This is a genomic window from Paenibacillus sp. JT22N1 (assembly GCF_059692155.1).
In genome coordinates this window covers 238,174-263,507 of sequence record NZ_JCAUAW010000004.1, presented here as the reverse complement: position 1 = coordinate 263,507, position 25,334 = coordinate 238,174, and the positions used below count along the sequence as shown (strand labels likewise).

Here is a 25,334-nt window from a genome sequence, read left to right as displayed (position 1 = left end):
TTCTGAAGGCTTGTATCCACTCATCGTACCATATTCATGCCAAAAAAGCAGCAATATGCTGCTTTTACCAAGGCGTATTCCATTTCAAATATGAATAATTTTCGAATTAATGGAGGTCTAACCGCGAAGGGCTTGTTCCAAATCTTCAATAATGTCTTCGATATCTTCAAGACCTACCGAATATCGCACAAGACCGTCTGTAATGCCGCGCAGTAAGCGAACTTCTTTCGGCATCGAGGCATGCGACATCATAGCCGGATAGGACAAGATGCTTTCCACTGCGCCCAAGCTTACCGCTACGAGTGGAATACGTACTTTGCTCAATAGCTTTTTCGCTTTCTCGCCAGAACCAACATCGAACGAAACAACTGCTCCATAGCCTAAAGACTGCTTTTCATGAACGTCTCTACGAGGGTGGTTCGGAAGTCCCGGGTAGTAAACAACATCAATATCAGGCTGCTCTGAAAGCCAATTTGCCAGTCTACGAGCACTAGTTTCGGACATTTCCATACGAGCTCGCAAGGTTTTCATTCCACGGATCAACAGCCAAGAATCTTGAATGCCAAGTACGTTCCCCATACCATTCTGGATTTGTTTCATTCTGCGACCTAGATTGTCGTTAGCGACTACAGCCAACCCAGCAAGAACGTCACTGTGTCCGCCGAGGAACTTCGTTGCGCTGTGCAGAACAATATCAATGCCCAGCTCGATTGGACGCTGATGATAAGGTGTCATGAACGTATTATCCAGCATCGTAAGCAAATCGTGCTCTTTAGCAAAAGCAGCGACTTCGGCGATGTCTGTAATTCGTAGTGTCGGATTCGAAGGTGTCTCGATAAATACGGCTCTTGTGTTAGATCTCAGTGCTGCACGTACTTGGGCGATATCTGTCATATCAACGAATGTTGACTCAACACCCATACGATTCATAATCGTTGTAAGTAAGCGATAAGTACCACCATATACATCTTCGGTACAAATAACATGATCACCCTGCGACAACAGCATGAAGGCTGATGAAATAGCCGCCATACCCGAGGCGAAAGCAAATCCGCGTGTACCGCCTTCGAGTAATGCAATGTAGTCTTCCAGAGCTTGCCGGGTTGGATTGCCGGAACGGGTATAGTCATACTCTGGTGAGACTTCTAAGTCGGCTTGATGAAAGGTCGAGGCTTGATACAGAGGCACACTGGATGCCCCTGTTACTTCATCGATCTCTCCACCGAAATGAATGAGCTTCGTTGCGAATTTGCCATGCGGCTTACGTTTATCATCTTGTGGATGGCTCATTATAGCGAATCTCCTTCCAATTCGGCTTGTGCCTTGCTGAGAGCATTCGAAAGATCCGCAATCAGATCATCAATATGCTCGATGCCAACAGAGAAACGTAGAAGACGGTCATCTACACCGATTTGCTGACGAATTTCGAGTGGAATATCTGCATGTGTTTGTACAGCTGGATAGGTCATAAGTGATTCGACACCGCCTAAGCTTTCCGCGAAAGCAATGAGCTGGATGTGACGAAGAATCGGTTCAATCAGTCTTGCATCCTTTACTTTAAAGGAGAAAATGCCTGTGTTTCCACTCGACTGCTTATTTTGAATCGTATAACCAGGGTGCGTTTCAAGCGCTGGGTAGTATACTTCACCGATCAGCGGGTGTTCCAATAAGAACTTCGCGATTGCCGTTGCATTCTGCTCATGACGCTCCATGCGAAGCGCAAGCGTCTTCATTCCCCTCATAAGGAGCCAGCTGTCTTGCGGTCCAAGCACAGCACCAATGGAGTTGTGCAGGAAAGCCATCTGCTCCGAGAGCTCTTTGCCCTTGGTCACGATGAGACCAGCGAGCACGTCATTATGACCGCCGAGGTACTTGGTCGCGCTATGAATGACGATATCAGCACCAAGCTCAATAGGACGTTGCAGATACGGTGTTAACAAGGTATTATCGACAATCGATACGATGCCCTTCTTACGAGCCCAAGTACACACAAGCTCAAGGTCTGTAATCATCATCAATGGATTCGTCGGTGTCTCAATGACAAGCCCTTTGGTATTCGGCTGGTACGCCGCTTCCAGCCCATCTAAATCATTCGTGTCCACATACGTAGCAGTCACACCAAAGCGCGACATGATTTTCTCAAGCAGACGGTACGTACCGCCATATAAATCCAAGGAAACAATCAGATGATCTCCTTGGCTGAAATAAGCAAAAATGGTTTGCAGCGCAGCCATTCCTGAGGAACAAGCAAAGCCCGCATCTCCAGACTCCAACTGAGCAATAGCATCCTCGAGCACCTTGCGTGTTGGGCTTTTCGTACGTGCATAGTCGAATCCTGTACTTTGCCCAAGCTTCGGATGACGGAACGCAGTAGCTTGGTAGACTGGGAAGCTGATAGCTCCAGTAACGGGTTCTTCAATAGAGCCAATTTGGGCGAGACGACTTTCGATTTTCAACAAAGGGAGTTCCTCCTCAGGGATATGGTTTCGAATTACAATTGCGAGCTTGCCAAGCTTTCGTTGATGTTAGCGTTCAATTCAAATGGTGTTTCTTGATAGACATAGTAATTCAACCAATTGGAGAACAGAAGATTCGCATGCGCTCTCCAAGTATTATAAGGCTGTCTGCTCGGATCATTATTCGGGTAATAATTTTTGGGGATCTCGATTGTAAGCCCTTTACTCACATCCCGATCGTACTCCCATTTCAATGAACAAGCATCATATTCCGAATGTCCTGTTACGAAAATATGCTTCCCATCTCGCGTTGCGGCGATATAAACACCGGACTCCTCAGATTCCGATAAAATTTCCAAATCAGGACATTGTTCAATGTCTTCACGACTAATATCCGTATGACGCGATTGTGGTACATGAAAGACTTCATCAAAGCCGCGCAGCAGCTTTGTATTCGGTACCTGAACAGTATGAGGAAATACACCGAACATCTTGTTCTCGAGCGCAAACTTTCGCACACCGAAATGATGATACAAGCCCGCTTGAGCTGCCCAACAAATATGCAAGGTAGAAGTGACGTTGTGCTTGCTCCAATTCAGGATTTGCGTCAATTCCTCCCAGTAATTCACATCTTCGAATTCCATCTGTTCGACAGGAGCACCCGTGATAATCATGCCATCCAGCTTTTCATCTTTAATATCGTCAAATGTTTTATAAAACATTTCCAAATGCTCGACGGAAGTGTTCTTAGAAGTATGAGTTTTAGGATGCAGAAGCACGAATTCCACCTGCAATGGCGTATTCCCGATTAAGCGCAGCAGCTGCGTCTCCGTCGTTTCTTTGGTCGGCATCAAATTCAATAAAGCAATCCGAAGTGGACGTATATCCTGGTGATACGCGACAGATTCATCCATGGTGAAGATGTTCTCTTGGTTTAAAATTTCTTTGGCAGGCAGGTTGTCAGGAATCTTGATCGGCATCCTGTTCACTCCTCTTCATAAGTTTTATTTGGGAAATAAATGCAAAAATGACCTTCTCTGGAATCAGAGAAAGGCCATGGAAAATCAAAGTCAATGTCCTTCTCTTATCTCCCAGATTCGCTTTAATCAGCGTTTCCGCAAGAATTAGCACCGTGCTCCCCTTTGCTTGCAAAGGTTTGTCGGTTGCCGGGTGTCATAGGGCTAGTCCCTCCACCTACTCTTGATAAGAAAATGTAACGTATGCGATTAAAATTATCATACTATAAATTCAATCAAAGTCAAGGCATGAAACGCTTGTCATTAGAAATTAAAGCAAAGAAATTGCAACGGTTTGTCCCCTTGTGAAACAATTGATACAAAACGTCTCAAAAAAATATGTTTAAGCCAGCAAAAAAACGGGTTATATGATATTAAAACAACGAAATATATATAACAACACCCTATTTTATAAATCTTATTTCATGAAAAGAGGTCATTTATGTCAACCCAAACGATCGATAGCTTCTCCGCTTTTGCTTCATTGAATCGCTTTTTCGCCCTGATTGAAACCACAAAACCAACGATTCAACAAGCAGAAGATGCTGCTGCCCTGTTATGCCGTATCTATGGTGCTAACAGTGAAGAAGAACTGCTGCAGCGCGGTGATCCTGAATTAATTGAGATTTACAAAGAAATTAAAAATAAAATTTTAAAAGCCGCCATGTAAGTCATGGTGGCTATTTTTTTGACACCGACTGAGCGTTATCTCCATACTTTATCTTAACAACAATCTACCCAGTTTCTGCAAACTTTTATGGCTTGAAACGTGATATATGAAGGGTTATACTAGACAAGTATTCGACACGGACGAAAAAGGAGGGCATACGTTTGGACGGAGAACCGAGGAGTAGAACCTGCAAGGATCTTAAACAATTTAATAGTGTAGGAATGCAGTCGGTTATTCCTTCATCCGGAGCCTTGCTCTAAAAAGATGAACTAACCGACTGATTCCATTCAAAGGGGTGGATCAGATGAAAACACGGTGGGTTCAGAATGGCATTTTTACGTTGGTTGATGACGTGACTGTCGCCCTAACACCTCCAGAAAGAGGCTTTTATTGGATTGATGCAGGGGTAGAGGACTTAGAGATCCTTCAACCTTTGTTCCATCTTCATGATTTGGCCGTGGAGGATTGCTTAAGCGAAGAGGAACAACGTCCCAAAATTGAGTTCTACGATTCCCATTATTTTATCGTTATTAATAGTATTCGATTTGATGATGAAGAAATTTTCCTTCGCGCACTTAATCTATTTCTAAGCAGACATGTTATTATTACCGTTACTAGACAAAAAATCAATGAACTTCGAGCTTTGAAACCTTTTCTCTGGGAAGAGGAAGTAAACAGCGCCGATCGTTTCCTATACCATCTGGTCGATCTTGTCGTCGATAATTATGTGGCGGTCGGTGACCGTATCGAGGCCAAGATTGAAAAGCTGGAAGAAGACATCCTGGTGGCAACGAAGAAGTCGCATTTGAATGAAATTATTGGACTTCGCTCAGAGATTCTATGGCTCAAAAAAGTACTTGTTCCTCAACGCGATGTCATTGGAACACTTGGTAAAAAAGAGCTTAGACTGATTGACCATCAGCTGCAAAAATATTTCGGAGACATTTATGAAAATGCCGTAAAGATCGTGGATACGTTTGATACGCTGCGCGATCTCATGGGCAACTTACGAGAAGCCTATCAGTCCAGCGTCGCTAACCGCGCGAATGAGATCATGCGCGTTTTCACAGCAACTTCGACGATCTTCATGCCTTTAACGTTCATTACCGGCGTGTTCGGGATGAATTTTGATAACATTCTCGGGCTTCATGTGGCTCATGGCGATGAAATTGTGTTGGCGTTCATGGGTGCATTGGGCATAGGCATGTATGTATTATTTCGCAAAAAAGAATGGCTGTAGTTACTTTTGCATAGTCGTTAAGGTAAGGGCTTCTTGGAGCAAAATGCTGCTATCAAGGAGCCCTTTTTGTCCTGCTTAAATCAACTTAATTTTAACAAATTTTCGTTTCCCCACCTGAATAATATCCCCATCCTTTGGGGTTATTTGTTCATGAATTTGCATGATCTTCTGTTCATTGATCTTCACTGCCCCTTGTTCCACACTGCGTCTTGCTTCTCCGTTGGAAGCTTGCAGTTCTAGTAATACGAGAAGCTTAATGATGGAGATTGAGCCTTCTTCCTGCTGGCTGATGCTTAGAGTCATTTCTTCGATGTCTTCGGGCAAAGCTCGCTTTTGGAACACGGTTATAAAATGCTGTTCAGCCTCTTCTGCTGCCTGCGCACCATGATACATTTGCACGTATTCCTTAGCTAGCTTCATCTTGGCATCTCTCGGATGGATGGCACCTGCTTCTAGTCCTCGTTTGAGATCATGCAGGGATTCATTTGAGATGGCCGTTGTTAACTCGTAGTATTTGGTCATGAGCGAATCCGGAATCGACATCGTTTTGCCGAAAATTTCGTTAGGAAGCTCATCGATGCCAATGTAATTTCGCAAGCTTTTGCTCATTTTTTGAACACCATCCAAGCCTTCGAGCAGCGGCATCAGAATCGCCACCTGTCCATCTTTAATCTCATAAGCGCTTTGGAGCGTTCGGCCCATCAAAATATTGAAGGTTTGATCCGTTCCGCCTAGCTCAATGTCACTTTCAAGAGAAACGGAGTCATAGCCCTGCATTAAAGGGTAGAAAAACTCATGAACGTGAATCGGCTGGTTAGCCGCGTATCTTTTGGCAAAGTCATCCCGCTCCAGCATACGCGCAACCGTTACTTTACCTGCTAGCTTCAGCACATCATCGAATCTAAGCGCTCCAAGCCAAGATGAATTGTAGTAAAAAGTGGTCTTGGTCAAATCTAATATTTTGGACAATTGCGTCTGATACGTTTGCGCATTGTGCTTAACATCTTCCTCTGACAGCTGTTTACGTGTCTCTGACTTTCCGGTAGGATCCCCAATCCGTCCTGTGAAATCTCCGATAATGAGTTGAACCTCGTGTCCCAAATCTTGAAATTGACGCAGCTTCTGCAAAACAACGGTGTGACCAATATGAATATCCGGTGCAGATGGATCTAAGCCAAGCTTCACTTTTAACGGCTTTCCTGTAGCCACGGCGTGCATGATCTTTTGCTTGAGTGCTTCCTCAGGCACGATTTCGGCAGCGCCCCGCCCAATGACAAGCAATTGACGTTCCACTTCTTGCTGCTGTATTTCGGTAAGCTGATCCCATGTCAACATAGTATTAATCCCTCCTCATATGATAAAAACAAAAAAGACAACCATCGCGTCCACAAAGGGACGAGAAGGTTGTCTCGCGGTACCACCCTAATTAAAGAGAAGGATTCGCGCTCTCATTCGCAAATTTCTCTTTCACTTAGATTTATAACGACAAATGAATGCCGGGTAAAAGCTACTGATGCTCTAACGAGCATGTTCCCTTAACCAACTCAGAACTGTAATTCGGAGCCATACTTGCATCGGTTTGCACCCTACACCGACTCTCTGCAGCAGCGGCATTTCTCCTACTTCGGGCATAGCCCATGTTCGTCATCGCTTTCATTGATATTTAGATTATTGACCATTTAATCATATAATCCTAATCAATGTCAATACTAGCTAGCTCGCAGCTTGAGAAGCAAACCTTTCCTTCTCCCTGCGGAAGCGCAACCGAAGCAAGCGCAGCCACTCATAGGCGCGGTCAAGTTCTTTGCCTTTGAGCTCCTCCGTACCGATGATGCGCTGCAGCACCGGCTTCAGGTAGCGGTCACCTTCCGATTCGAAGGCGTTCCAGGCTTTGATTTGCTCTTCTTCCGGGATCGAAGCCAGCTCCGCTTCTACAAGCGGATCCATATCGTATCCCTCTCGCTCCAAATCCTCCACCCAAAGCAGCAGTTCCCTGCGCGGCATCGTTAGCACTGCTTGCAAATCCGCCAAGCTTCCTCCGCTAGCAACAATCTCAAGAAGTTTGCGCTTGCTTACCTCACGGTCAAGCTCAGTTCGCAGCTTTTGCTCCTTCTGAGCGTGTAGCCAGGCCTCAAACTTCACTGTGTCCACGCTTTTTGCTACCCAATCTAAAGGAAAGCCATTCAAACGTGTATACTCAGCGGTGAGATTGAGCACATCTGCCGCATACATGGTCGTCTTTTGCTCGCCGAAGCCAGGAATTTGCTGCAGCTCTTCCTTGCTCTGAGGCAGGAAGACTGAGATCATGCGAAGGACACGATTCGTAGCGAGAATATACGGTGCTTTCCCCTCACGGGCAGCTTGTTCGCGCCTCCAAGCGCGGAGCGTTTCGTACACTTCCTCACTTGGATTTTCTTCGCAGTAGTAAGTCAGCATCTGTGTCATTCTAGCTTTGCCTGACAATCCTTGCGCTGATTCCAAATCCGTACTAACAAGCGGACGGAAACCGGAACGAACTTTATCCCGCAGCCCCTGACGGAAAGCACTCAGCATCTCATCCCAGCTCACCCCTTGATACCACTGATCTTGCTGAATTTTGCCAGCGCTATCAGGCTCATTCCAATAGACATTCCAAATGCCTTGTTCTTCCCCAATCGACACTTGTGCCGATGTAACGCGATGATCCCCCGCTTCTTTTTCCAAAGTGTTCAGAAATACAATATTCATACCTTCTCCTCCAAACGATGACTAAAAATAGGTTCAGAAAAACGAAAAAGCACCTCTTCAGCAGTTAGCTGAAAAGGTGCTTCCCTTTTTCTAATATCCAAATCATACCATGTTTGTCAGATGGGCGCAAGATATGTTTTGTTGACAAGCTTTTTTCGGTTATAATGAGATGCATACTAGAAAGAGAATGGAGGGCCCTCATGTCTGATTATGACTTTTTATACGACCATCAGGAAGAAACAACAACGCGTTTCGTTTGTTTCGTTGGCAACGCATTGCATCGATTTGATCTGGCAATTATGACGACATCCCGTTATTTCGGCAAAAAGCTTGTTATTGATTTGCAATCCGGACGCAGTGCAGTTATTGGTCCAGATGATCTGGCTGAAGAAGGATATTTAGAACATGTGTATAAACTGAATGAGGAACAAGCGCTAGAACTTAATGAATTCTTGTCGCAAATTATTGGTTCCATTCATTTTACGGATATTTAAGCTATCTGCGGGGGACACTGGAAAAAGCATAGCAACCTGATAAGGAGGCTTTATCCATGATTGACGAATCCCCCCAATTAGCTAAGAAAACAGAAGCAAAAGGCTTCATCCCTGAATACCGCGATGACTTCACTGATCTAGAGACGGTTGAGTCGCAGCGCAATGACCTAATTCCAGAGGAGTTCCCAGAAGGTCCTTATGGCACTAGCCTAAATACAGAATCGCTGGGAAAAAGTACACCATGGCGTAAAGATCAACGTCCGCCTAATCAATATTCTTACGAAAATCACGAGCTGCATGAAGGCATTAAGCGGGATTATCCAGGTGAAGACGATTATCGAAACGAACCTACAAATGAAGAATAAGCTCTTATAAAAAATAAGCGAGCCGAACGTTTGATATTACAGACGTTTGGCTCGTTTTTTTGTTTTTTAGATGTGGATAGAACCCATCAAGTTGCAAAACATACAACAATTTTCTTTACTTTAGTGTTTAAAGCTATCCAGTGTTGTAGAAAGTGCAACATGTTTGCTTAAATTGGAGCTATTTCACTCGATTTAATGGAAATTGTTGTATGACGTACAACATCTTCACCATTTACACTTCTAAAAGGAGAAAATTGTTGTATTTACTACAACATTCTCACCTATTTTACTTAGAAAAAGGGATAGTGCTGATATGCGGCGCCGGGCCAGGGGGATTAGGATCCATTGGATCCGCCCGGGTTGTAACCATTTTTGTATAAAATGTGTTCTGTCACAGTCCTATTCTTAACATACTGATCCATGAATGCCCATGCCTCCGCATTGGCTGTTTCTGATGCTGTTCCTGTGAACCCGTGGCCCTGCCCGGGAACAACCTTGAAGTCAACGACACTAACACCCGCTGCTGTTAGTTGATTAGCAAATGTAACGCTATCCGTATAGGGAATCGTAGAATCCGCGTCTCCATGCCGGATCCAGAATGGCGGATCATCCGGAGATGCATACGTACCGGGCATGGCGAGTCTTGCCTGATCTGGCACCGTGAAGGCTTTGTTCCCGCCTAGAAGCGCCGTTACCGAGCTATAGCTATTCGCAAAAGCAGTCGTGAAATCAGCAGGCCCAAACCAGTCTGCCACCGCCTGCACTTTATCGGAATATTCCTGCCAGCCTCCTGAGCCTTCCAGATCTGGCACATGTACCGTATTTCCATTATCGAGAACCACCTGATCACTCGTTAAGAGATCCCCAGAAGTACCGAGCAGCGAAGCAAGATGGCCTCCCGCCGATGAACCCCAGACGCCAATACGGTCAGGATCAATATGATATTGAGCGGCATGTGCTCGCAAATACCGAATGGCTAATTTCACATCCTGGATCTGAGCCGGAAAAGGCGCCTCAGGAGTCAGGCGGTAGTCAAGCGAAACGCCGATATATCCTCTCTTGGTCACATATCCGCATATGTTAGCCAATGCTTGTTTCCTGTCCCCGTGATTCCAGCCTCCACCATGTATATAAACAACGACAGGCATTGGAGCCGCAGGCAGAGTACTAGGAACCGCTATCGACGTATATATGGGGCGGGTACCAGCTGTTCCAATTTCTACATCTTCATACAAAGTAACACCGTCTGGTACGGGAAAAGGTACCGGGTCCGTGGTTTGCGGAGGTGTGGGAACCGGTGAGACTGCTGGCGGGATGCCCGGAATAGCTTGCCCTGTAATTGACACACTGTCCATATACATATTCGCCTGCATGGCATCTCCCACTCTGAATCTTATCTTAAGATTAGGATTGTTGTTGGCATCCGCTCCTAATGCCCACGTCTTCAGTTTGTTGGATTCGCTGTTTTTTTGCTCAGCAGTACCTTGGGCCAGCTTGAATTCTTCTAAAGTCGTCCAGCTGCTTCCTCCATTCCCTGACCACTCCACGACCATACTACCACAAATATAAGATGATGCTCTTGTAAAATAGCTCAGCTTGATGTTCCCATATCCAGTCGTATTGAGCGGCAAGGTTAGTGCATCGTTAGAATCAATTTTGACGAAATTGGGCAGAGATGGAGCACTCGTTGACGTTGATGTTTTGGCGGCGCTTCCCCCAGCGCCTTCCTGTAACCAGGGTGATGGTATGGATACACTGCCCTCTGAACCGTAATTATCAGGATCATCGAAATTGTCGGAGAAGAATTCGATTTCCGGCCCTTCAGGCTGTGGGATAGAAGGCTCATCAGGTGTGCTGGAAATCGCTATGCCTCTAACTACCACATCATCTATATAGATGTTGCCTGTTAGCGCTGAGTCCACGCTGAATCTCACTCTGACATCCGGAAGATTATCAATAGGTGTGTACGTGGCTGCCGTGATGGTATAGGTTCTTTGTTCAAAAGAGCCTTGCGCTCTATTAATGGGATCCAAAGTGAACCAAGTGGAACCTCCGTTTGAGGAATACTCCACCTTTACGCCACCTGCTGTAACACTTGATTTGTACCAGTAACTCAACTGAATATTTTGGTATCCAACCGTACTAAGACGTAGGCTTAGCGAATCGGTGGCATCTATTTTTATACCATAGGTACCTGAATGCATGCCGCTAGTTGTCGTCTTCACCAGACTTCCATTCAGACCTTCTTGTGACCACTGGGATCGCGAAGTTGTTGGGACTGCAACGCCGTTACCATATTCAAAGCTGTCATAAAAGAGCTGTGTGTCTACCGGTTCAGCCGAAAGCGGTTTCATTTCAAACATTGGTGAAACAACGGTCATCAGTAGCATGATGCATAGAGCTATACGTATCTCAATACTTCGCAGAAAGTACTTCATTTATCTCCCTCGCTTTCCTAGTTATCAGTTCTTCGTTCTCGATAGATTAACGCCATCATTTTTGTTAAATCTTTCCGTAGCTTCTTTGATGACATCATTACCGCCTTTTTGCTTCCACTCTTCTAAAACTTTCGGATAGTCCGAGATCGGTTCCTTTCCATAAACCATTTTCAAAACATGAGTGAGAATAACAGGCGGAAGCTTATCTCCCGTTGGCGCAAGATCAGGATTCTTCAAATATCCCTTCAGCTGCGGATCGAACTGGATACCGTCACGTCCTTCTTTGGCCAATACCGTATCATACAGTTTCATCAGACCTTGCCCCTCAGGCGTAAGACTCAAAGTTCCTTTGTTATAAGTCGTATCCTGAACTAACCAGAGTAAAATTTGTCTATAAGTCTCCTCATCTACATCCTTAGCGTTCGTTGGCGCTTTATAATTGAGTTTGCCATTCTCTTCCGTGTAATTCTCACCTTTAATACCAAAGGTAAAAAATTTCTCCGCCTCGTCACTAACCATCCAATCGAAAAATTTAATGATAGCTGCTGGATCCTTTGCACTTTTATTAATCAAATAAGCTCTAGTCACGTTACCGACAAGCCGCAATCCGCCCTTGCCGTCAGGTCCAGTTGGAGATGAAATCAATTTCATCTTCCCGGTTGCCACGTTTTCTCTCAACTGCTGATCCCATTGAATCAACAAGTTGGCATTCATGTTCCATATCCCTGCTTTTCCGGCTAAAATATCGTTTTTGAACTTGGTCGGATTGATGGTTTCAAACTCTTTATTCATCAAGCCTTCATCCACCATCGTTTTATAGGTTTGAATGGCCTTTTGCATATTTTCTACGTTAAAGAACTTTGGAACGATTTGATCGCCCTGCTTCATAAAGAAGTTACCGAAAACATCATAAGCCCCGAAGAAAGCATCCGAATACACGAAATCTTCTCGTCCCATATATGGATTCTCAACACCTAATTTCTTGAACGCACGCATAACGTTGAGGTAATCATCAACCGTTTTGGGCTCTGGCAGTCCCGTTTTTTCTAATAAATCTGTACGGATCCAAGTCGCTCTTCTGGAAGGATTCGATAACCACTCTGGTATCGCGTAGATATTCCCTTTGGCGTCCGTTTCTTTTTCCCATGCTTCTTTCGGTATTTTTTTCAAAAGGTTCTTGCCGTGCTTTTCTAATAAATCGTTTAAAGGTAGAAATACACCAGCCTGCACTGACCCTGCCAATTGCGGATTCGTCAAGCCCGAGCTCGCCTGAACAACATCAGGTATATCATGGATGGCGAACATCTGGATCATCTTTTGATCGAATTCTTTGTGAGACATTAAGCGGATGTCCAAATCTGTATTCGTTAGCTCCTCCAGCTTCTTTACCCATTTCTCTTCGTTAATGTTCGGGTGATTTTCCGCATACGAAATATTCCCGGACCGGAAGGATATCGAGAAGGCCGCCTTCCCACCCTCAGGCTTGCCTGCGGTTGCTGTTTCCTGTTTCCCTGCCTGCGAGCATCCTGCTGCGGTTGCGGCAAGCAAAGATGCACTGATTATGGATAAAAGCCACTTCTTTCTCATATCAATCTCCTCCTATTTGGAAATAACTCCATGTTTCACTTGCCATTCTCGCAGCTTATTTACAGTTGGAAGCATGAACCCTGCCAACTTTTCTCCCATCAAAATATGGCCATAATCGGAAGGATGAATGAGATCGCTAGTCAACGCAGTAAAGTCATCCATGATCTTGCTCCCGTCCAACAAGTGCAGGAAAGGGTGGCTTCTATTTGCCGTATATTGCGCTAAGATTTCGTTATAGTGTCTTTCAGCCTCGCTGTAAGCATGGTTATAATCACTGAAATACGTAGCCCGATTTGGATAAATATAGGTTAGAAATACTTGCTTCTCCGGGTGCCTTTCAATGATACGGTCCAGTAAATAGGATGAGCGTCGTTCAAATTCCTCCGTAGAAACTACCGCTCGCATGTTAACACCAATCTCAAGATAGACCATATCCCAGTCATTTCGTTCCGCAATATGATCTGACAACTCTTTTTCGCAGAAGCAGGATCCGCTAAGTCCTAAGTTACATGCATCAATTTCAAGACGTCGGGCAGCTTGCTGTATATAGCCGTTGTAATGGCTTAAAGCTCCTGCCCCTTGCGTTATTGATGAGCCGTAAGCTAGAAGTGTCAACTGAGGCATCTCATGCTTATGAGGAGGCCTCACTTCAAACCCGAATGCATCGATATCATAGAAAACAGCGCTAAACCGTTCAAAGAAAATGCGCCAAACATTAGAAGAGAACGCCCTATTGTTCAGCTTCTCCGGGATTACTTGAGCAAACCTTTCAGGCTCTTCCAACTGGATCGTTGTTACAACACCCGCCTCCAGCTCATGAGATGAATGGAAGAAGTCGCCTTTGAAAACCAGCACTTTACCATTCGTATCCTGCGAAGCAAGCACCACTTGTACATACTTCGCTTCTGTAACAAATCGAAGCTCGCAGCCGTTCGACTGTACCGCCTTCGTTCTGCCCTTCACCGTTAAGCTGTGACGAACATGCTTCGGAAACCGGTGTAATCGAAGTCCCGGCAGGTATGGCAGTTGTTCAAGTTCCGTGACATTGTGAAAATAAACACCATTATGCTGCATGTTAGTTACCCTACCTATCATTTCACTTTATTTCTGACTCGTATCTAACTCATATATTTATGATATCATCAATGTAAGCGCAGCCAACATGGTTTTCTTTGGTTCGACTTGTGATTTTATGGGGTAGAAACAAAAAAAGTACAAGCTCTTTTGGATGAGCCTGCACCTACGTTTACCTATGAAAAATACTTAGGAGGAATGAATGATGTTGCTTTCTTTAGCTTCAATCAACAATTGTTCCAATCTGGTGCTAAGCGCTGCACTATTTTGCAGACCCGATAAAAATAACATAATATCACGCTGGATGCTTTTTAATTGGTAATTGCTGAGGCCCAATTCCGTAATTAGCCGAAACGTCGGGATAATTTCCCTATATAGAAAAAATCTAGACGGACGATAGCCCGACTCCTCCCCCTCCCACTCCATGGCACGTCGGTGAGCGGTAATATTCAACGTTTTGCGGCGAAGCATTAATTGAATCTCATAAGAGGTCAGAAAGTCGACCAGCAGCTTTGCTGCCTCTTTGTGAGAAGAACGGCTGTTAACAGCTAGTCCATTAATAATGAGCAGCGTACTCGAATCCTGCAATCCCGGTAATGGGGAGACCTCGAAGGGAATGTTAGAATCTCGCAGCTGATTTAAGAAAAAATAGGTTGTCATAATAACCGAAACTTTTTCTTCCAGAAAAAGCGCTTCCGCATCGGCATTGCTTTCCGAAAGAATTCTTGGAAATACATCCAGCAGATCTCTGCATGCTTCTAAACTTTCTATGATTTTGCTTTCATGCAATCGGTAGTTTCCGCTGTCATCGGTTTGAAAGCTTGTTCCACTCTGCAGCATAAAGATCGGCCAGCGGTTACGGGAGGGCAAATAAAAATAAAAGCCAAACCGTTCATTCTTCACAGATAATTGTTGACCATATGTAAAAAGATCACGCCATGCCCAACTGCTATCCGGCAGTGGAACTTGGGACTGTTCGAAATGCTTTTTGTTATAGCACAAAACGACAGGCGAATAATTAAACGGACGAACGAGCGTGTGACCTCCTTGTTGAAACGATTCCGTCAAAAACGGATACAAATCATCCATTTGCTCAATCGGCTCCAATAAATGGGTACAGTCATTTTCCACGAAATCCTGAAAATTATTATTATTAATCATTACACAATCGAGGAGCTCCGCTTCCATATATTGCTTCAAAGACTTGGAGTAGCTGCCCGAAGGCAGTTCTATCGGATGGACAACGATATGCGGGTATTGCTTAGCGAACTCTTCCAGCAGCTCTTCCATCTCGACAAGTCCAGCAAATGAATGGACATAACCAAATTTGATAACCGTCTTTTGTTCGGAAGAGGGACTTGTTATCCTATTTCCTACCCTGGCAATTTTCTCAATAAATCCTTCCTCTACGAGAACTTTCAGACCATTGCGAACGGATGCATTGCTGAGCTCGAATCGCTTTTCCAGATCACTTTCGGAAGGCAAGTAGCTGCCGATAGCCGCTTTTCCAGACAAGATTTCTTGACGCAGCGTAACAATCATATCTTCCAGCCGAACCCGAAAATGTTTGCGGCTTAATCTCTTTTGCATGCAGCTACCTCACTATCTTACTGTCTAACACTTACTGGTTTAATCATACTTAAATCCTTACGGGTCTACAAGCGATGGACGAATATGTCTCACTCCGATTAACGGCATCTCCCCTAACAACTCACCAAATAAAAAGCCGACCTCCTCATCTGGAGATCGACTCTATAATTATTTACCCAGTAGCTCTAAATGTCTGCCAATATGATAGCGGAGACCTTCAGCAAAGGCATCTTCTTGTTCGGCTAATGTCTCGAAAAATTCGTCCGCAAATTGTTTGCTGCCATCGTCATTCTTCGCTTGCAGAAGCAAGCCATACGTGATGTGCAGCAGTTGGCGAGCATTGTTTTCTTCCATGTAATCCGGTAGACCGGCATCCGTCACTTCACCCAGTGGAACGATAGCGTTAATATCAGTTGTCACATGATAATAAGCTGTAGCCTCACTGAAATGATCAAGCGCATACTGATGCATGCGGCGGTATAGGGAAGGATTTACTTTCGCTACGACACGTACCGCTTCGAGCCAGTTCGTTCCTGCTGTTTTGATATGGAACAGGCCGTTCGTGTACTGCCCGATGAGTGGGAACACGCTGAATTTATCGCTACCGGAATGAATACTCAGCTTGTATTCGAAATGCACAGCAATCGCGGCATGGCTAGCTAATTCACGTTCAAACTGAGCGATATCGCCGATATAGTCAATTCCTTTCTGGAATTCACCACAGAAGCGCGGCGCCATACTGAAAATTGTAACCCCGCGATCGCGAAGCTCGTTAGCTACCAAGTAGTGTGCTTCTGGAGATGTCGGCGTAGCCGTTTCATCGATAGAGATTTCAAAATCGACAGCGCGATCAAGTGGCGCGATATACTTACGGAAGATAGCTTCCATGAAATTAATCGCTGCATCATAGATCAGGACATCTTTCTGTAAAGCTTGACGTGTATAGTTAAGCGTTGCTCCAGGAACATTAGCTGCTGTCTCTAGGTAACGCTTTTCATAATGATTGCGCAAGCTAGCTGGCAGCTGTTCATATTTTGCAGCGATTTCAGCTTCGGACATGGATTCAATGGTATTGTCGATATTTTCCGAGCAATCCAGTGTCAGCATCGTAAAACCAAGACGCAGCGCATACTCGATGTCTTCTTCTTTCTTCAAATGATCTCCGTCTGCGCCATACCCATCTTTGTATCCCTCTTGGAATACAGCATAAGCAGCCGCGTCCAAAACATCTTCATACGTTCGACCTGTTAGCGCGAGCTCACGAATACTTTGCTGTGCAAGTACAGGGCGAATGTCTTTGCCGCGAATCGTTTGAATATGTCCAGGGCTTGCAATCCCAAGTCGATCCCCTAAACCCATTGTAGCTACTTGTGTACCAAATGCCTGCGGAGCCGTAAATGGAAGAAATTGGTTAAGCGTTAGACGATTTTCGTGAGATAATGAAGCCACTTTGCCGCCATCCACGTTTTCCCCAACGAGTTGGTCGTATAGTTCTCCCTCGCCTGCAGCGATAAGCTTCTTACCTGCCGCTGTTCTCACCATTAGAAGGGAAGTGTTACCTACATGCGTATAGGATGATACATACACTTTCACATCCGGTGAAGAAAATGTCGTTATATTTCCTGATTTAATAGCTTCGATAAGCTGTTTCATTGTGTAAATCCTCCCTTGTTTTGCAAGCGTTTACTCATTTCTCATAGCTTAATCATATCGCAAGGTACGAAAATTTTCTCATCATCTCTTCTTATTTTTCGTTAAAACTATTCATATTTTTCACAAAAATCATGCTATACTTCAAATAATCATTGAGAACCAAAGGAGTCGTACCTATGTCACAAACTGTCACCTTCGGTAATGAAGATAAAGGCCCATTTTATATCCAACATATTCATCGTTCAGGTTCCTTCGAGAGGACTCAACACATGCATGACATGTACGAGCTTTACTATTTGTACGAAGGTGAGCGTATGTATTTCATTCGTGATCGTTCGTATCTCATTCTTCCTGGAGACCTTGTGCTCATTAATCGGCGTGAGCTTCATGCGACATCAGACTCGGACAACTTAGGACATGCGCGTGTAGTGATTAATTTCGATGATAGCTTTTTAGCGAATATCAAAGAGGATGCTCCATTTCTTCTCGATGCTTTCACGTATGCTACACCCGTTTTGCGGCTGGATTTGCCTACTCGGCGTTTGGTGGAGGACATTCTTGGTAAATTGATTCATGAAGCGAAGGAGCCGCAGCTTGGGCAAACTTTCGCATTGCGGCAATCTTTAACCGAGCTTCTGCTATTCACGGCACGTTTCGTCCTTATGCATCCGTCCACATCTCCCGAACACGTTTCACCTCTGCATCGGAAAATTTCCACCATCGTGAGATTTATCAATATTCATTACCCTGAACCAATCCGTCTGGAAGAGCTGTCTGAGCGATTCGAAATCAGCCCGGCCTATTTAAGCCGGATGTTCAAGGAAATCACTGGATTTTCACTTGTTGAATATGTGAATCTCGTTCGTGTGCAAGAAGCGCAGCGACTGCTGACGAGCACGAAAATTAAAGTTATTTTGATCGCTGAGCAGGTAGGCTTCGGATCACTTGTGCAGTTCGGACGCGTCTTCCGTCAAATGACCAAAACGACACCTCTTCGTTACCGGAAGGAATGCAATCGCAAGAGTCCAGTTTTATCTTAAGCTAAGCATTACCGATAAACACGGCTAACTAATTTCCATAAAAGCTACCCTATTCTCGATCCATTCTTTGGGCAAACTGCCGCACAGATCAGGCAATAAAGACAACAAGACCGCCCTCCTTTCGGAAAAGCGGTTCCTGTAATCTTATTTCAACTTGTTGTTTCTATTTCTCTAGCATACGTATGATTACCGTTACAGCTTCAGATCTGGTTGCCGTTTCCATCGGTGCAAATCGGTTGTTCTCCCGTCCATCGACGAGACCCAGTGCTACTGCATGAGATACATCTGAAACCGCCCAAGATGGAATTTGCGATCTATCGCTGAAGGATGGGGCAACTGACGTATCTTCCCTCTGTGGATACGCTCTTAAAAGCATGATGACCATCTCAGCCCGGTTAATTGGTACGTTGGGACGCAAGGAATTGTCTTCATACCCTTGAAGAATTCCCGCATCAAGCGCTGCAGCCACTTCTCCCGTTGCCCAATCCGGGATATCTGCCTGGTCAGTGAACTCACGTCCTGAAGATTTAATATTCAAGCCCAATGCGCGAACCAGCATTGCGGCAAATTGCATTCTTGTCATTGGTTCGTCCGGCTTGAAACTGCCATCTTCATAACCGTGCACAATCCCCCTTGCAGTAGCCTTGGAGACTGCTTTTGACGACCAATGGGAGACAACATCGACAAAGGTTTCCCCTGTCCTCGGTGGAGTCGGAGGTGTTGGTGTTGGCTGCGGTGCAGGTACTTGTGTTGGCACAGGTGCTGGTATCGTTGGCAACGTTGATGATCCTGTTGACCCTGATGATGAAGATGAATTATCCATCTGGCGTCTTGCAAAAATAGTGTACATTTTGCTTTTCCCAGAAGGCAGCGCTACTTCAATCAGGATAACGCTCCCATTTTGACCAATGTCCAACGAATTGCTTTCTTCCCCGTTAGAGACGGATTGACGTGCATTGCCATCCACACTTACCATCACAACTGAATTGCTTGTTAGCGTGGCAGGGATGAGCTTCAGGCTGTTTGTTCCTGAAGGAACTGTCACCGTGTAGTAGGCTACATTGGAAGTGAAGTTTGGACTCAGCGTGAGGTCCGGCTTCAGCTGGAGATCGCTCAAACCTGGCTCGGTTTCTTCAATTGGACCCGTTAAGCCTGCATTCGGTCCGACAGCAGACGCTGTCATCGGTCTGTTGGTAGGCATGATTCCAGGTACATATTCGTCAGCTCCTGCATCGGAAATCGTACGTCTCGTTTGTCCGTCCATGTCATCCAAGGCAAAATACATGCTCTGTGACGCATCGATGGCCGGACTGAGTGCTGATAGTCGGATTAAACCATCGCTGCTGCGAACCAGCTTCAGATCTCCTTTATATGTCGCGCCGATAACGGTTGCATTAGCGGATACCGCTGCAATTCCGTCCACCATGTTGCCAACATAAGTCGGTCGATCTACATCCTTTATTAAGGATGTTTCATTAAATATCGTGCCTGCGTTGCTAAAGACCAGATTGTTGTAGATCTTCGTTCCAACTGGCTGGAAGGTTCTTCCGCCAATATAGAAGCCATTTGTGTTGTTTCCTACATTCACCATTGTATTGTTAAATATTTGTACGTTGTACTGGCGCCAGTGCCCACGTAAAAGCTCTGTCTGGCGCTCTTCCGACAGCGTTCTTAACAACGCTGACTGATCCGGTCCTTCTCCCCATTTAACAGTTGGATTGGTGCCGCCGTCCGAACCTGCGTCTACGGTGCCCCCGTCAAGCTGAATAATCCTGTTGGTAAGTCCTTCCATATAGTTGTTATAAATTTTATGATCATTGCCGTAAATACGAAATCCGCTCATGCCAGCCTTCTTACCATCGCCGATAATGAAATTGCCATAAAAGCTGTTGCGATGCCCGTGTCGTGCGACGATACCTCCGAACGAATTTCGAACCGTATTGTAGCGGATTATATTATCACTGCTCTTCACGGAAATAATCTCATCTTCAGCATTGAGCCCGTCGAACAAATTATACTGGATTATCATATGACCAGAAGCCAGAGACAAACCGGATAATCCGAGGCGAATTGCTTCCAAGCCATTTGACACGCGTGGACCAATGTCGTGGAAATGATTGTACTCGATCACATCGTACTCCGAAACCGTATACCCCGGCTCTCCGTTATATGTGATCACTGCGCCGAACCCTTTCTTAGGACCAATATCATTATAAGCAATCCGGTTATGGCTGCTTATGCCCTCGACACGGATATAATGTCGGTTGGTTCCGTTGTCGGTCTCCAGAGTGGGATTTGTATGAGGGGTATCTCCGACATAAACAGCTCCGTCAGGCGTGTATGTGCTTCCGCCGCCATATCGGCAGCTATATTCAACCCCAATTAAACACCAAACTGTTTTGCTTATCGTATTTTCAGTAATGGTGAATCGGAAAGGCTGACCTGTCTCGTCAAGTGCAAAGGTGTTGCGTAGAATAGACACATTGCTAGAATTATGCAGTTCAACGCCCGGGTGTACACCTGTCAAAGTAGAAACAAGATCAGGGTCCACTCCTCTGTAATTCAGCGTCTGGCCTTTCCCGGTTGTCCCAATTCCATTTCGGAATGTAAGTCCCGATACTTCAATATAGCCAGAATTTTCAATGTGCATATAGCTATTACCTGTAATAACTGCCTTACCCTGCTCCGCCGCAATAATGCGAATCGGAAGTACAGCTGTACCCTGCTTATCTTTCACTACAAACGGTCCGTTCTGTTCATAAATCCCGTTTTGAAGCTCGATTACCGTTCCTTTAGCAGCTTGATCAAGCGCATTCTGAAGTTGCTCAGATGAACTCACTTTCACAACTTTCATCGGTGGCAAATCGCCCACAGGTTTATCGCCTGCTTGCGGAGGTCCACTTGGTTCCACAGGTTCAACAATATTAGGGGATATTCCCGTAAATAGTGCAGTTTCTATAATACTATTCCAGTTACCCGAACTCCCACTGGCGGTGTTACCATATCCAACAATTCGCAGATAACGTGCAGAAATTGGGTTTGTCAAAACATAGGATTGCATCGCTGCATCCGTTGGTAGAAGAGCTCGACTCTTTCTTTTTGGCAATAAAATTTCGCTCGTCGCAAATTTCGGATCATTTGAGCCTACTATTTCGAAATTGGACTGCCGTTCTCTTGCGCTTAAGTAAGCAATATCTAAGTACGTAACTGTCTCAGGTTGTCCCAAGTCGAATTGTAGCCATTCTCCTTGACCGGAGGCCGACCAACGGTTATCATCTGTCAAAATACCATCCACTACATTGGTAGGGATATTAGTCGTATTCGGCTGATACGAACTAGCCGTGACAGTTCCTGCATAAAGATCGATTTTGCCGTTCTCCCCTTTAGACAAACGGCGGATCAAGTCAACATGATACTCATTTATTGCATCATCCTTTGACAGACTGATGGTTAGTTTGTTTACTCCCGGTACTAACGATATTTGGGTGGGATCCGTCACCGACATCCCAGAGTTTACATAATTGTTCAAAGTTATCTTCACTGCGGCTCCAGCTTCCGCTTGTGCAGTTACTCGGATGTTCTCCGTGTTTTGCGGAACAACAGCCTCGTACCCGTTTGACTTGAATGGAACGAATGGTGTGTTCATTGTAATTTGTTGGGTTCCAACCCACAGTTCGAGTGAGGAAAGTTGAATTTCCGGTAACTTCTCAGCGAAGGTGAAATAGGTGCTATTGGATAAAGTTGCTTCGGCAACGTAATAATCTGCTCCCCCAACTTGAGCCAAACTCATTGGAATTAGCGTCGTATTCGAGAAACCGCTGCTATCACTTTTTAACAGCACGCCTCCTAGTGGAATTACACTTTTGGGAATGGCTATTTGCACTTGCCCGACATTTCCAGTATTCTGTACCTTCCATGTACGTGCCAACTTCTTAAAGCCCTGCCCATAGGATGTTGATGGGCTTGTGCTTCCATTATCGCCCCAGAGCAGATATTGCTTATCCGTTAACGCTTGTTTCGCGCTGATTAATACTTGAGATGCAGCAGGACCTTCACTGCTTCGGCTTTGCTTTTGGTCCAGCGCTCCCATTTGATCAAGCCCTATGCCAGCTACATTGTTACCGAATTCAGCATTAACGGCTGCATCCCAAACAACCTGCGGTGAGAAACCAGCGGACAAGTAATTACCCTCTTTAAGAGGAGTACCGAACTTGATGGCCAAATACGATTCTACCTGACGCTTCTGCGTCGTCGTGAGTGGATTGGTGAAAATGATCATTTCACCGACTTGTCCATCGTAGCCAAAACCTCCGGCTCCTGAGCCATTGGAACCGAGAACCATAGGAGTAATCGCTCCAACAATCGGAAGACGGGGGCTAGTCGACTCAGCTACCACCTTACCATCGAGGGATATAGACTGATAAACCGCGTTCCCGACCGTCGGATTCGCGTCAAAATTGAATCCCCATACGTTATAATTCAATAAGGGAATTTGATAAGCTGCACTTATTCTCGGATCTCCAGTTCCCGACGCAGTAGTACCCGCATCAAAATAAGACGTACTCAATTTGGTATTTGTGGAATAATTCGGGATAAACGCCCCTAATTTCATGTTATTTTTTAAGGTTTGATAAAAAACAAGAGAACTCTGGTCCGACCTAGACAATCCCCCCGTTACGGTGTAAACACTCGCATAATTAACTATTTCATTGTCTGCGAACAGTCCGTCAACATCTTGTAAAATACTTGACCCGCTACGGCCAAATTTAATTGTGGGTTGAAAATTTATGGCTTTAGGGTCAATAGAGCTTACAAACTTTGGTTTAGGACGAATCGCGGTTCCGACGATTGTACCGTCATTTATAAATTTATTTCCGTTCGAACTGCTGTCTCTCCATTCTGTAACATCGCCATTGGCATTATGAGTTACGCTGTCCGGATCAGCTTTAAGCCACAATCTTAATGCACTGGCATCCACCCCACCTGGCGTTCCTGCTGCTGCTGCTGCTGCACCTGCGCCAGCACCGTCTTCTTCAGCATGTACAGTTGGGGACCATAGCGGTACCCAGGCGATGATCAAAGTCATCGCGAGTACGATGTTAAGTACGCGAATTAATCGCAAACTGTTTTTTTTACCAAACGCTCTCGTCACAACAACAACCCCTCTTCTCAATTGTCACTCCCACCAAGTTCGCAGTGTTATTCTGCTGTAGAGTGAATCCTCCTCCTATCGTATGGAAACCCTTTCAAAAAATAAATCATTAAAAGATAAAATCATCATTAAAATGGCAACTGACAACCTACATTTTCCAAAATGGATCATCATTTTGGGGTTTTTACATGTGAAGGAGTGACTCACCCGAACGTAAAAAAAACAGGGACAACGGCTCATTCTTATGCCCTGTCCCTGTTTAATTTGATCATCCAATTAATCTCATCAAGCCCTTGAATTCCAATTCCTCGAACTTCTCCCGCTCCATCGACCATCCGCATTCCTCAAGCGCACAAGCGACAGGCGCATCCAAGCGAATCGTAGCCAAATCACGTGATAAATGCAGCATGTCGATCTCAGCCTCAATTTTGGCGCGAACACCTTTCGGCAGTGCCGCTAAATTTTCCAAGATCCCAGCGATGTCCTGATATTCCAAGAGCAGTTTGGTCGCAGTTTTCTCACCAATTCCTTTTACCCCCGGATAGTTATCCGCCGTATCTCCGGTTAAACCCTTCAAATCGATAATTTGAGCAGGTGCTAGACTTTTCTCTTCCATCAGGGCTTCCAGCGTATACACCATATAGTTGGATTGACCTTTTTTCATAATAATGACTTCCGTATTCTCATTTACAAGCTGAAGCATATCGTGATCGCCAATGAGAATCTGTACCTTCGTAGATGGACTATATGTACGAATGCGCGGGTTATTCCCGTCATGATATGCCTGATGCATGACGAACCACATATCTTCAATCGCGTGGCCAGGATTCACGTAACGGTCGAAAACCTGCCCCCACCGTTCGCCGGAGTCAAACAGTACCATCTCGTGCTAAACATTTCGCTCGCCGACGAATCGTTCCATTACCTCTTCCATGTAAGCATCCGCGTCACTTCGAAATCTTCGCGCATCCGAGTCGTTCAAACTCTCGGGAGCTTCGACCAGCTCCTGTGCAGCATTGAGCATAATCATCGGAATTCCATGAAAGTTGGCCATGTCGTGTTTTGAGCGACAGGAGAGAGATGCGTTTCAGGCGCTTGCCAAGCACGGCTTGATTTTTCTGCAGAAGTTTGCTGCTTATTGAGGAAGAGGTTTGTACGTTCGTGACCGACCGATACGGAAAACCGAAAGCGATGGAACACGGAGGTTCATATGCCACAAGTACGTTTGCGGGGTTGTTTCGTCCTATGCACAAACAACTGGAGATTCGAATGCGTATCATTTCGCTAAAAAGCTATACTGCTCCATTCGGAGTAGATACGAGACAAGAAAATTTCGCACAGACTCATATTCGATTCCTGCGGGGTATGGCGAACAGCCATACCATCCTTCCTTGCGACCATATGTATTTATCATGACTAATCAGCGACCCACCGCTATTATCAAAGCATTAAAAAATACCGCCGTCCTTCTGATCGACCCCTACTCAAAACATCGCTCATCCTCATTCACTCCCCCAATGGAAAGGAGGCGGCTGCCAATGTAGCAACTCGCCCCCCGTTTACAATGGTACAGCACCCTGCAAAAGCCGCTATCTAGATGGACTCTGTGCCAGATTTTCACTCATAAACGACAGACATTTCGTCAATCGTTAACTCAGTTTTGCCTATTCCAATTGTTTTTCCATAGAAGGAGATCCGCATCGCTGCCCCTGCTTTATAACCGCGAAGCGTTTGGATAAGTTTTTGCTCGCCAATTTCTGGCGCCGTTACCAAGGCAACTTTATTCCGGGCAGTATCAGTTGCCAACAAACATCAGCGATGGTGTTCAGATT

19 protein-coding genes, 1 pseudogene, 1 riboswitch and 1 other annotated feature are annotated in these 25,334 nt (G+C 45.2%); of the genes and pseudogenes, 6 read left to right on the top strand and 14 right to left on the bottom strand.

What is annotated here, in order from left to right:
- Window positions 1-117 precede the first annotated feature (117 nt).
- From AC58UU_RS10305 to metA, 3 genes are read right to left on the bottom strand one after another with little or no spacing between them, the layout of a single operon-like run.
- Entirely contained in the window at window positions 118-1,290 is a 1,173-nt protein-coding gene (locus AC58UU_RS10305) for a trans-sulfuration enzyme family protein (protein ID WP_497315263.1), read from the bottom strand.
- A complete protein-coding gene (locus AC58UU_RS10300) occupies window positions 1,290-2,456 on the bottom strand; it encodes an aminotransferase class I/II-fold pyridoxal phosphate-dependent enzyme (RefSeq protein ID WP_497315565.1) in 1,167 nt (388 codons plus the stop codon). Before AC58UU_RS10300 ends, AC58UU_RS10305 begins: the two co-directional genes overlap by 1 nt.
- Window positions 2,457-2,491: 35 nt before the next feature.
- Window positions 2,492-3,436 carry a homoserine O-acetyltransferase MetA gene (gene metA, locus AC58UU_RS10295; RefSeq protein WP_497315261.1) on the bottom strand — a complete coding sequence of 315 codons (945 nt, stop codon included), beginning with the start codon at window positions 3,434-3,436 and terminating at the stop codon, window positions 2,492-2,494.
- Window positions 3,437-3,537: 101 nt separating this feature from the next.
- Window positions 3,538-3,666, bottom strand: a riboswitch (SAM riboswitch).
- 248 nt (window positions 3,667-3,914) lie between these two features.
- Between metA and AC58UU_RS10290 the strand changes: the two genes are divergently transcribed.
- Together AC58UU_RS10290 and corA are read left to right on the top strand one after the other, a co-directional pair.
- Complete coding sequence (locus tag AC58UU_RS10290; RefSeq protein ID WP_261302314.1) at window positions 3,915-4,142, top strand: hypothetical protein; 228 nt, start codon at window positions 3,915-3,917, stop codon at window positions 4,140-4,142.
- Between the two features lie 304 nt (window positions 4,143-4,446).
- The gene (corA, locus tag AC58UU_RS10285) at window positions 4,447-5,382 is read left to right on the top strand and encodes a magnesium/cobalt transporter CorA (protein ID WP_497315259.1); all 936 of its coding nucleotides are present in this window, start codon (window positions 4,447-4,449) and stop codon (window positions 5,380-5,382) included.
- A 75-nt stretch (window positions 5,383-5,457) separates the two neighbouring features.
- On the opposite strand, the gene tyrS is transcribed toward corA, so the two are convergent.
- Window positions 5,458-6,717 carry a tyrosine--tRNA ligase gene (tyrS, locus tag AC58UU_RS10280; RefSeq protein ID WP_497315258.1) on the bottom strand — a complete coding sequence of 420 codons (1,260 nt, stop codon included), beginning with the start codon at window positions 6,715-6,717 and terminating at the stop codon, window positions 5,458-5,460.
- 53 nt (window positions 6,718-6,770) lie between these two features.
- Window positions 6,771-7,039 (bottom strand) — a binding site (T-box leader).
- 56 nt (window positions 7,040-7,095) lie between these two features.
- Entirely contained in the window at window positions 7,096-8,109 is a 1,014-nt protein-coding gene (locus AC58UU_RS10275) for an HRDC domain-containing protein (protein ID WP_497315256.1), read from the bottom strand.
- A gap of 200 nt (window positions 8,110-8,309) precedes the next feature.
- On the opposite strand from AC58UU_RS10275, the gene AC58UU_RS10270 reads away from it, so the two are divergent.
- Window positions 8,310-8,603: a DUF3055 domain-containing protein gene (locus AC58UU_RS10270; protein ID WP_171646239.1), complete on the top strand. Its 294-nt coding sequence runs from the start codon at window positions 8,310-8,312 to the stop codon at window positions 8,601-8,603.
- Between the two features lie 56 nt (window positions 8,604-8,659).
- Window positions 8,660-8,968: a hypothetical protein gene (locus AC58UU_RS10265; protein WP_497315254.1), complete on the top strand. Its 309-nt coding sequence runs from the start codon at window positions 8,660-8,662 to the stop codon at window positions 8,966-8,968.
- A 335-nt stretch (window positions 8,969-9,303) separates the two neighbouring features.
- On the opposite strand, the gene AC58UU_RS10260 is transcribed toward AC58UU_RS10265, so the two are convergent.
- The 5 genes from AC58UU_RS10260 to AC58UU_RS10240 form a co-directional block, all read right to left on the bottom strand.
- Window positions 9,304-11,406 carry an alpha/beta hydrolase fold domain-containing protein gene (locus tag AC58UU_RS10260; RefSeq protein ID WP_497315252.1) on the bottom strand — a complete coding sequence of 701 codons (2,103 nt, stop codon included), beginning with the start codon at window positions 11,404-11,406 and terminating at the stop codon, window positions 9,304-9,306.
- Between the two features lie 24 nt (window positions 11,407-11,430).
- Window positions 11,431-12,993: an extracellular solute-binding protein gene (locus tag AC58UU_RS10255; RefSeq protein WP_497315251.1), complete on the bottom strand. Its 1,563-nt coding sequence runs from the start codon at window positions 12,991-12,993 to the stop codon at window positions 11,431-11,433.
- A 12-nt stretch (window positions 12,994-13,005) separates the two neighbouring features.
- Window positions 13,006-14,067, bottom strand: coding sequence for an SGNH/GDSL hydrolase family protein (locus AC58UU_RS10250; RefSeq protein WP_497315249.1), 1,062 nt, complete (start codon window positions 14,065-14,067; stop codon window positions 13,006-13,008).
- Window positions 14,068-14,256: 189 nt separating this feature from the next.
- Window positions 14,257-15,657, bottom strand: a complete 1,401-nt coding sequence (locus tag AC58UU_RS10245; protein ID WP_497315247.1) for an ABC transporter substrate-binding protein — start codon at window positions 15,655-15,657, stop codon at window positions 14,257-14,259.
- A gap of 168 nt (window positions 15,658-15,825) precedes the next feature.
- Window positions 15,826-17,310, bottom strand: a complete 1,485-nt coding sequence (locus AC58UU_RS10240) for a tagaturonate epimerase family protein (protein ID WP_497315245.1) — start codon at window positions 17,308-17,310, stop codon at window positions 15,826-15,828.
- Between the two features lie 176 nt (window positions 17,311-17,486).
- Here AC58UU_RS10240 and AC58UU_RS10235 point away from each other — a divergent pair, with 176 nt between their 5' ends.
- Window positions 17,487-18,350, top strand: a complete 864-nt coding sequence (locus AC58UU_RS10235) for a helix-turn-helix domain-containing protein (protein ID WP_497315243.1) — start codon at window positions 17,487-17,489, stop codon at window positions 18,348-18,350.
- Between the two features lie 163 nt (window positions 18,351-18,513).
- Here AC58UU_RS10235 and AC58UU_RS10230 read toward each other — a convergent pair whose 3' ends face one another.
- The 3 genes and pseudogenes from AC58UU_RS10230 to AC58UU_RS10220 form a co-directional block, all read right to left on the bottom strand.
- On the bottom strand, window positions 18,514-23,502 hold the full coding sequence (locus tag AC58UU_RS10230) for an S-layer homology domain-containing protein (RefSeq protein ID WP_497315241.1): 4,989 nt from the start codon (window positions 23,500-23,502) through the stop codon (window positions 18,514-18,516).
- 268 nt (window positions 23,503-23,770) lie between these two features.
- Window positions 23,771-24,232, bottom strand: a pseudogene (locus AC58UU_RS10225) (5'-3' exonuclease); the annotation flags it as partial.
- Window positions 24,233-24,391: 159 nt separating this feature from the next.
- Window positions 24,392-24,556, bottom strand: coding sequence for a hypothetical protein (locus AC58UU_RS10220; RefSeq protein ID WP_497315239.1), 165 nt, complete (start codon window positions 24,554-24,556; stop codon window positions 24,392-24,394).
- A gap of 107 nt (window positions 24,557-24,663) precedes the next feature.
- On the opposite strand from AC58UU_RS10220, the gene AC58UU_RS10215 reads away from it, so the two are divergent.
- Window positions 24,664-24,918, top strand: a complete 255-nt coding sequence (locus tag AC58UU_RS10215) for a hypothetical protein (RefSeq protein ID WP_497315237.1) — start codon at window positions 24,664-24,666, stop codon at window positions 24,916-24,918.
- Between the two features lie 201 nt (window positions 24,919-25,119).
- Here AC58UU_RS10215 and AC58UU_RS10210 read toward each other — a convergent pair whose 3' ends face one another.
- Window positions 25,120-25,308, bottom strand: a complete 189-nt coding sequence (locus AC58UU_RS10210; RefSeq protein WP_497315235.1) for a hypothetical protein — start codon at window positions 25,306-25,308, stop codon at window positions 25,120-25,122.
- Window positions 25,309-25,334: the final 26 nt, after the last annotated feature.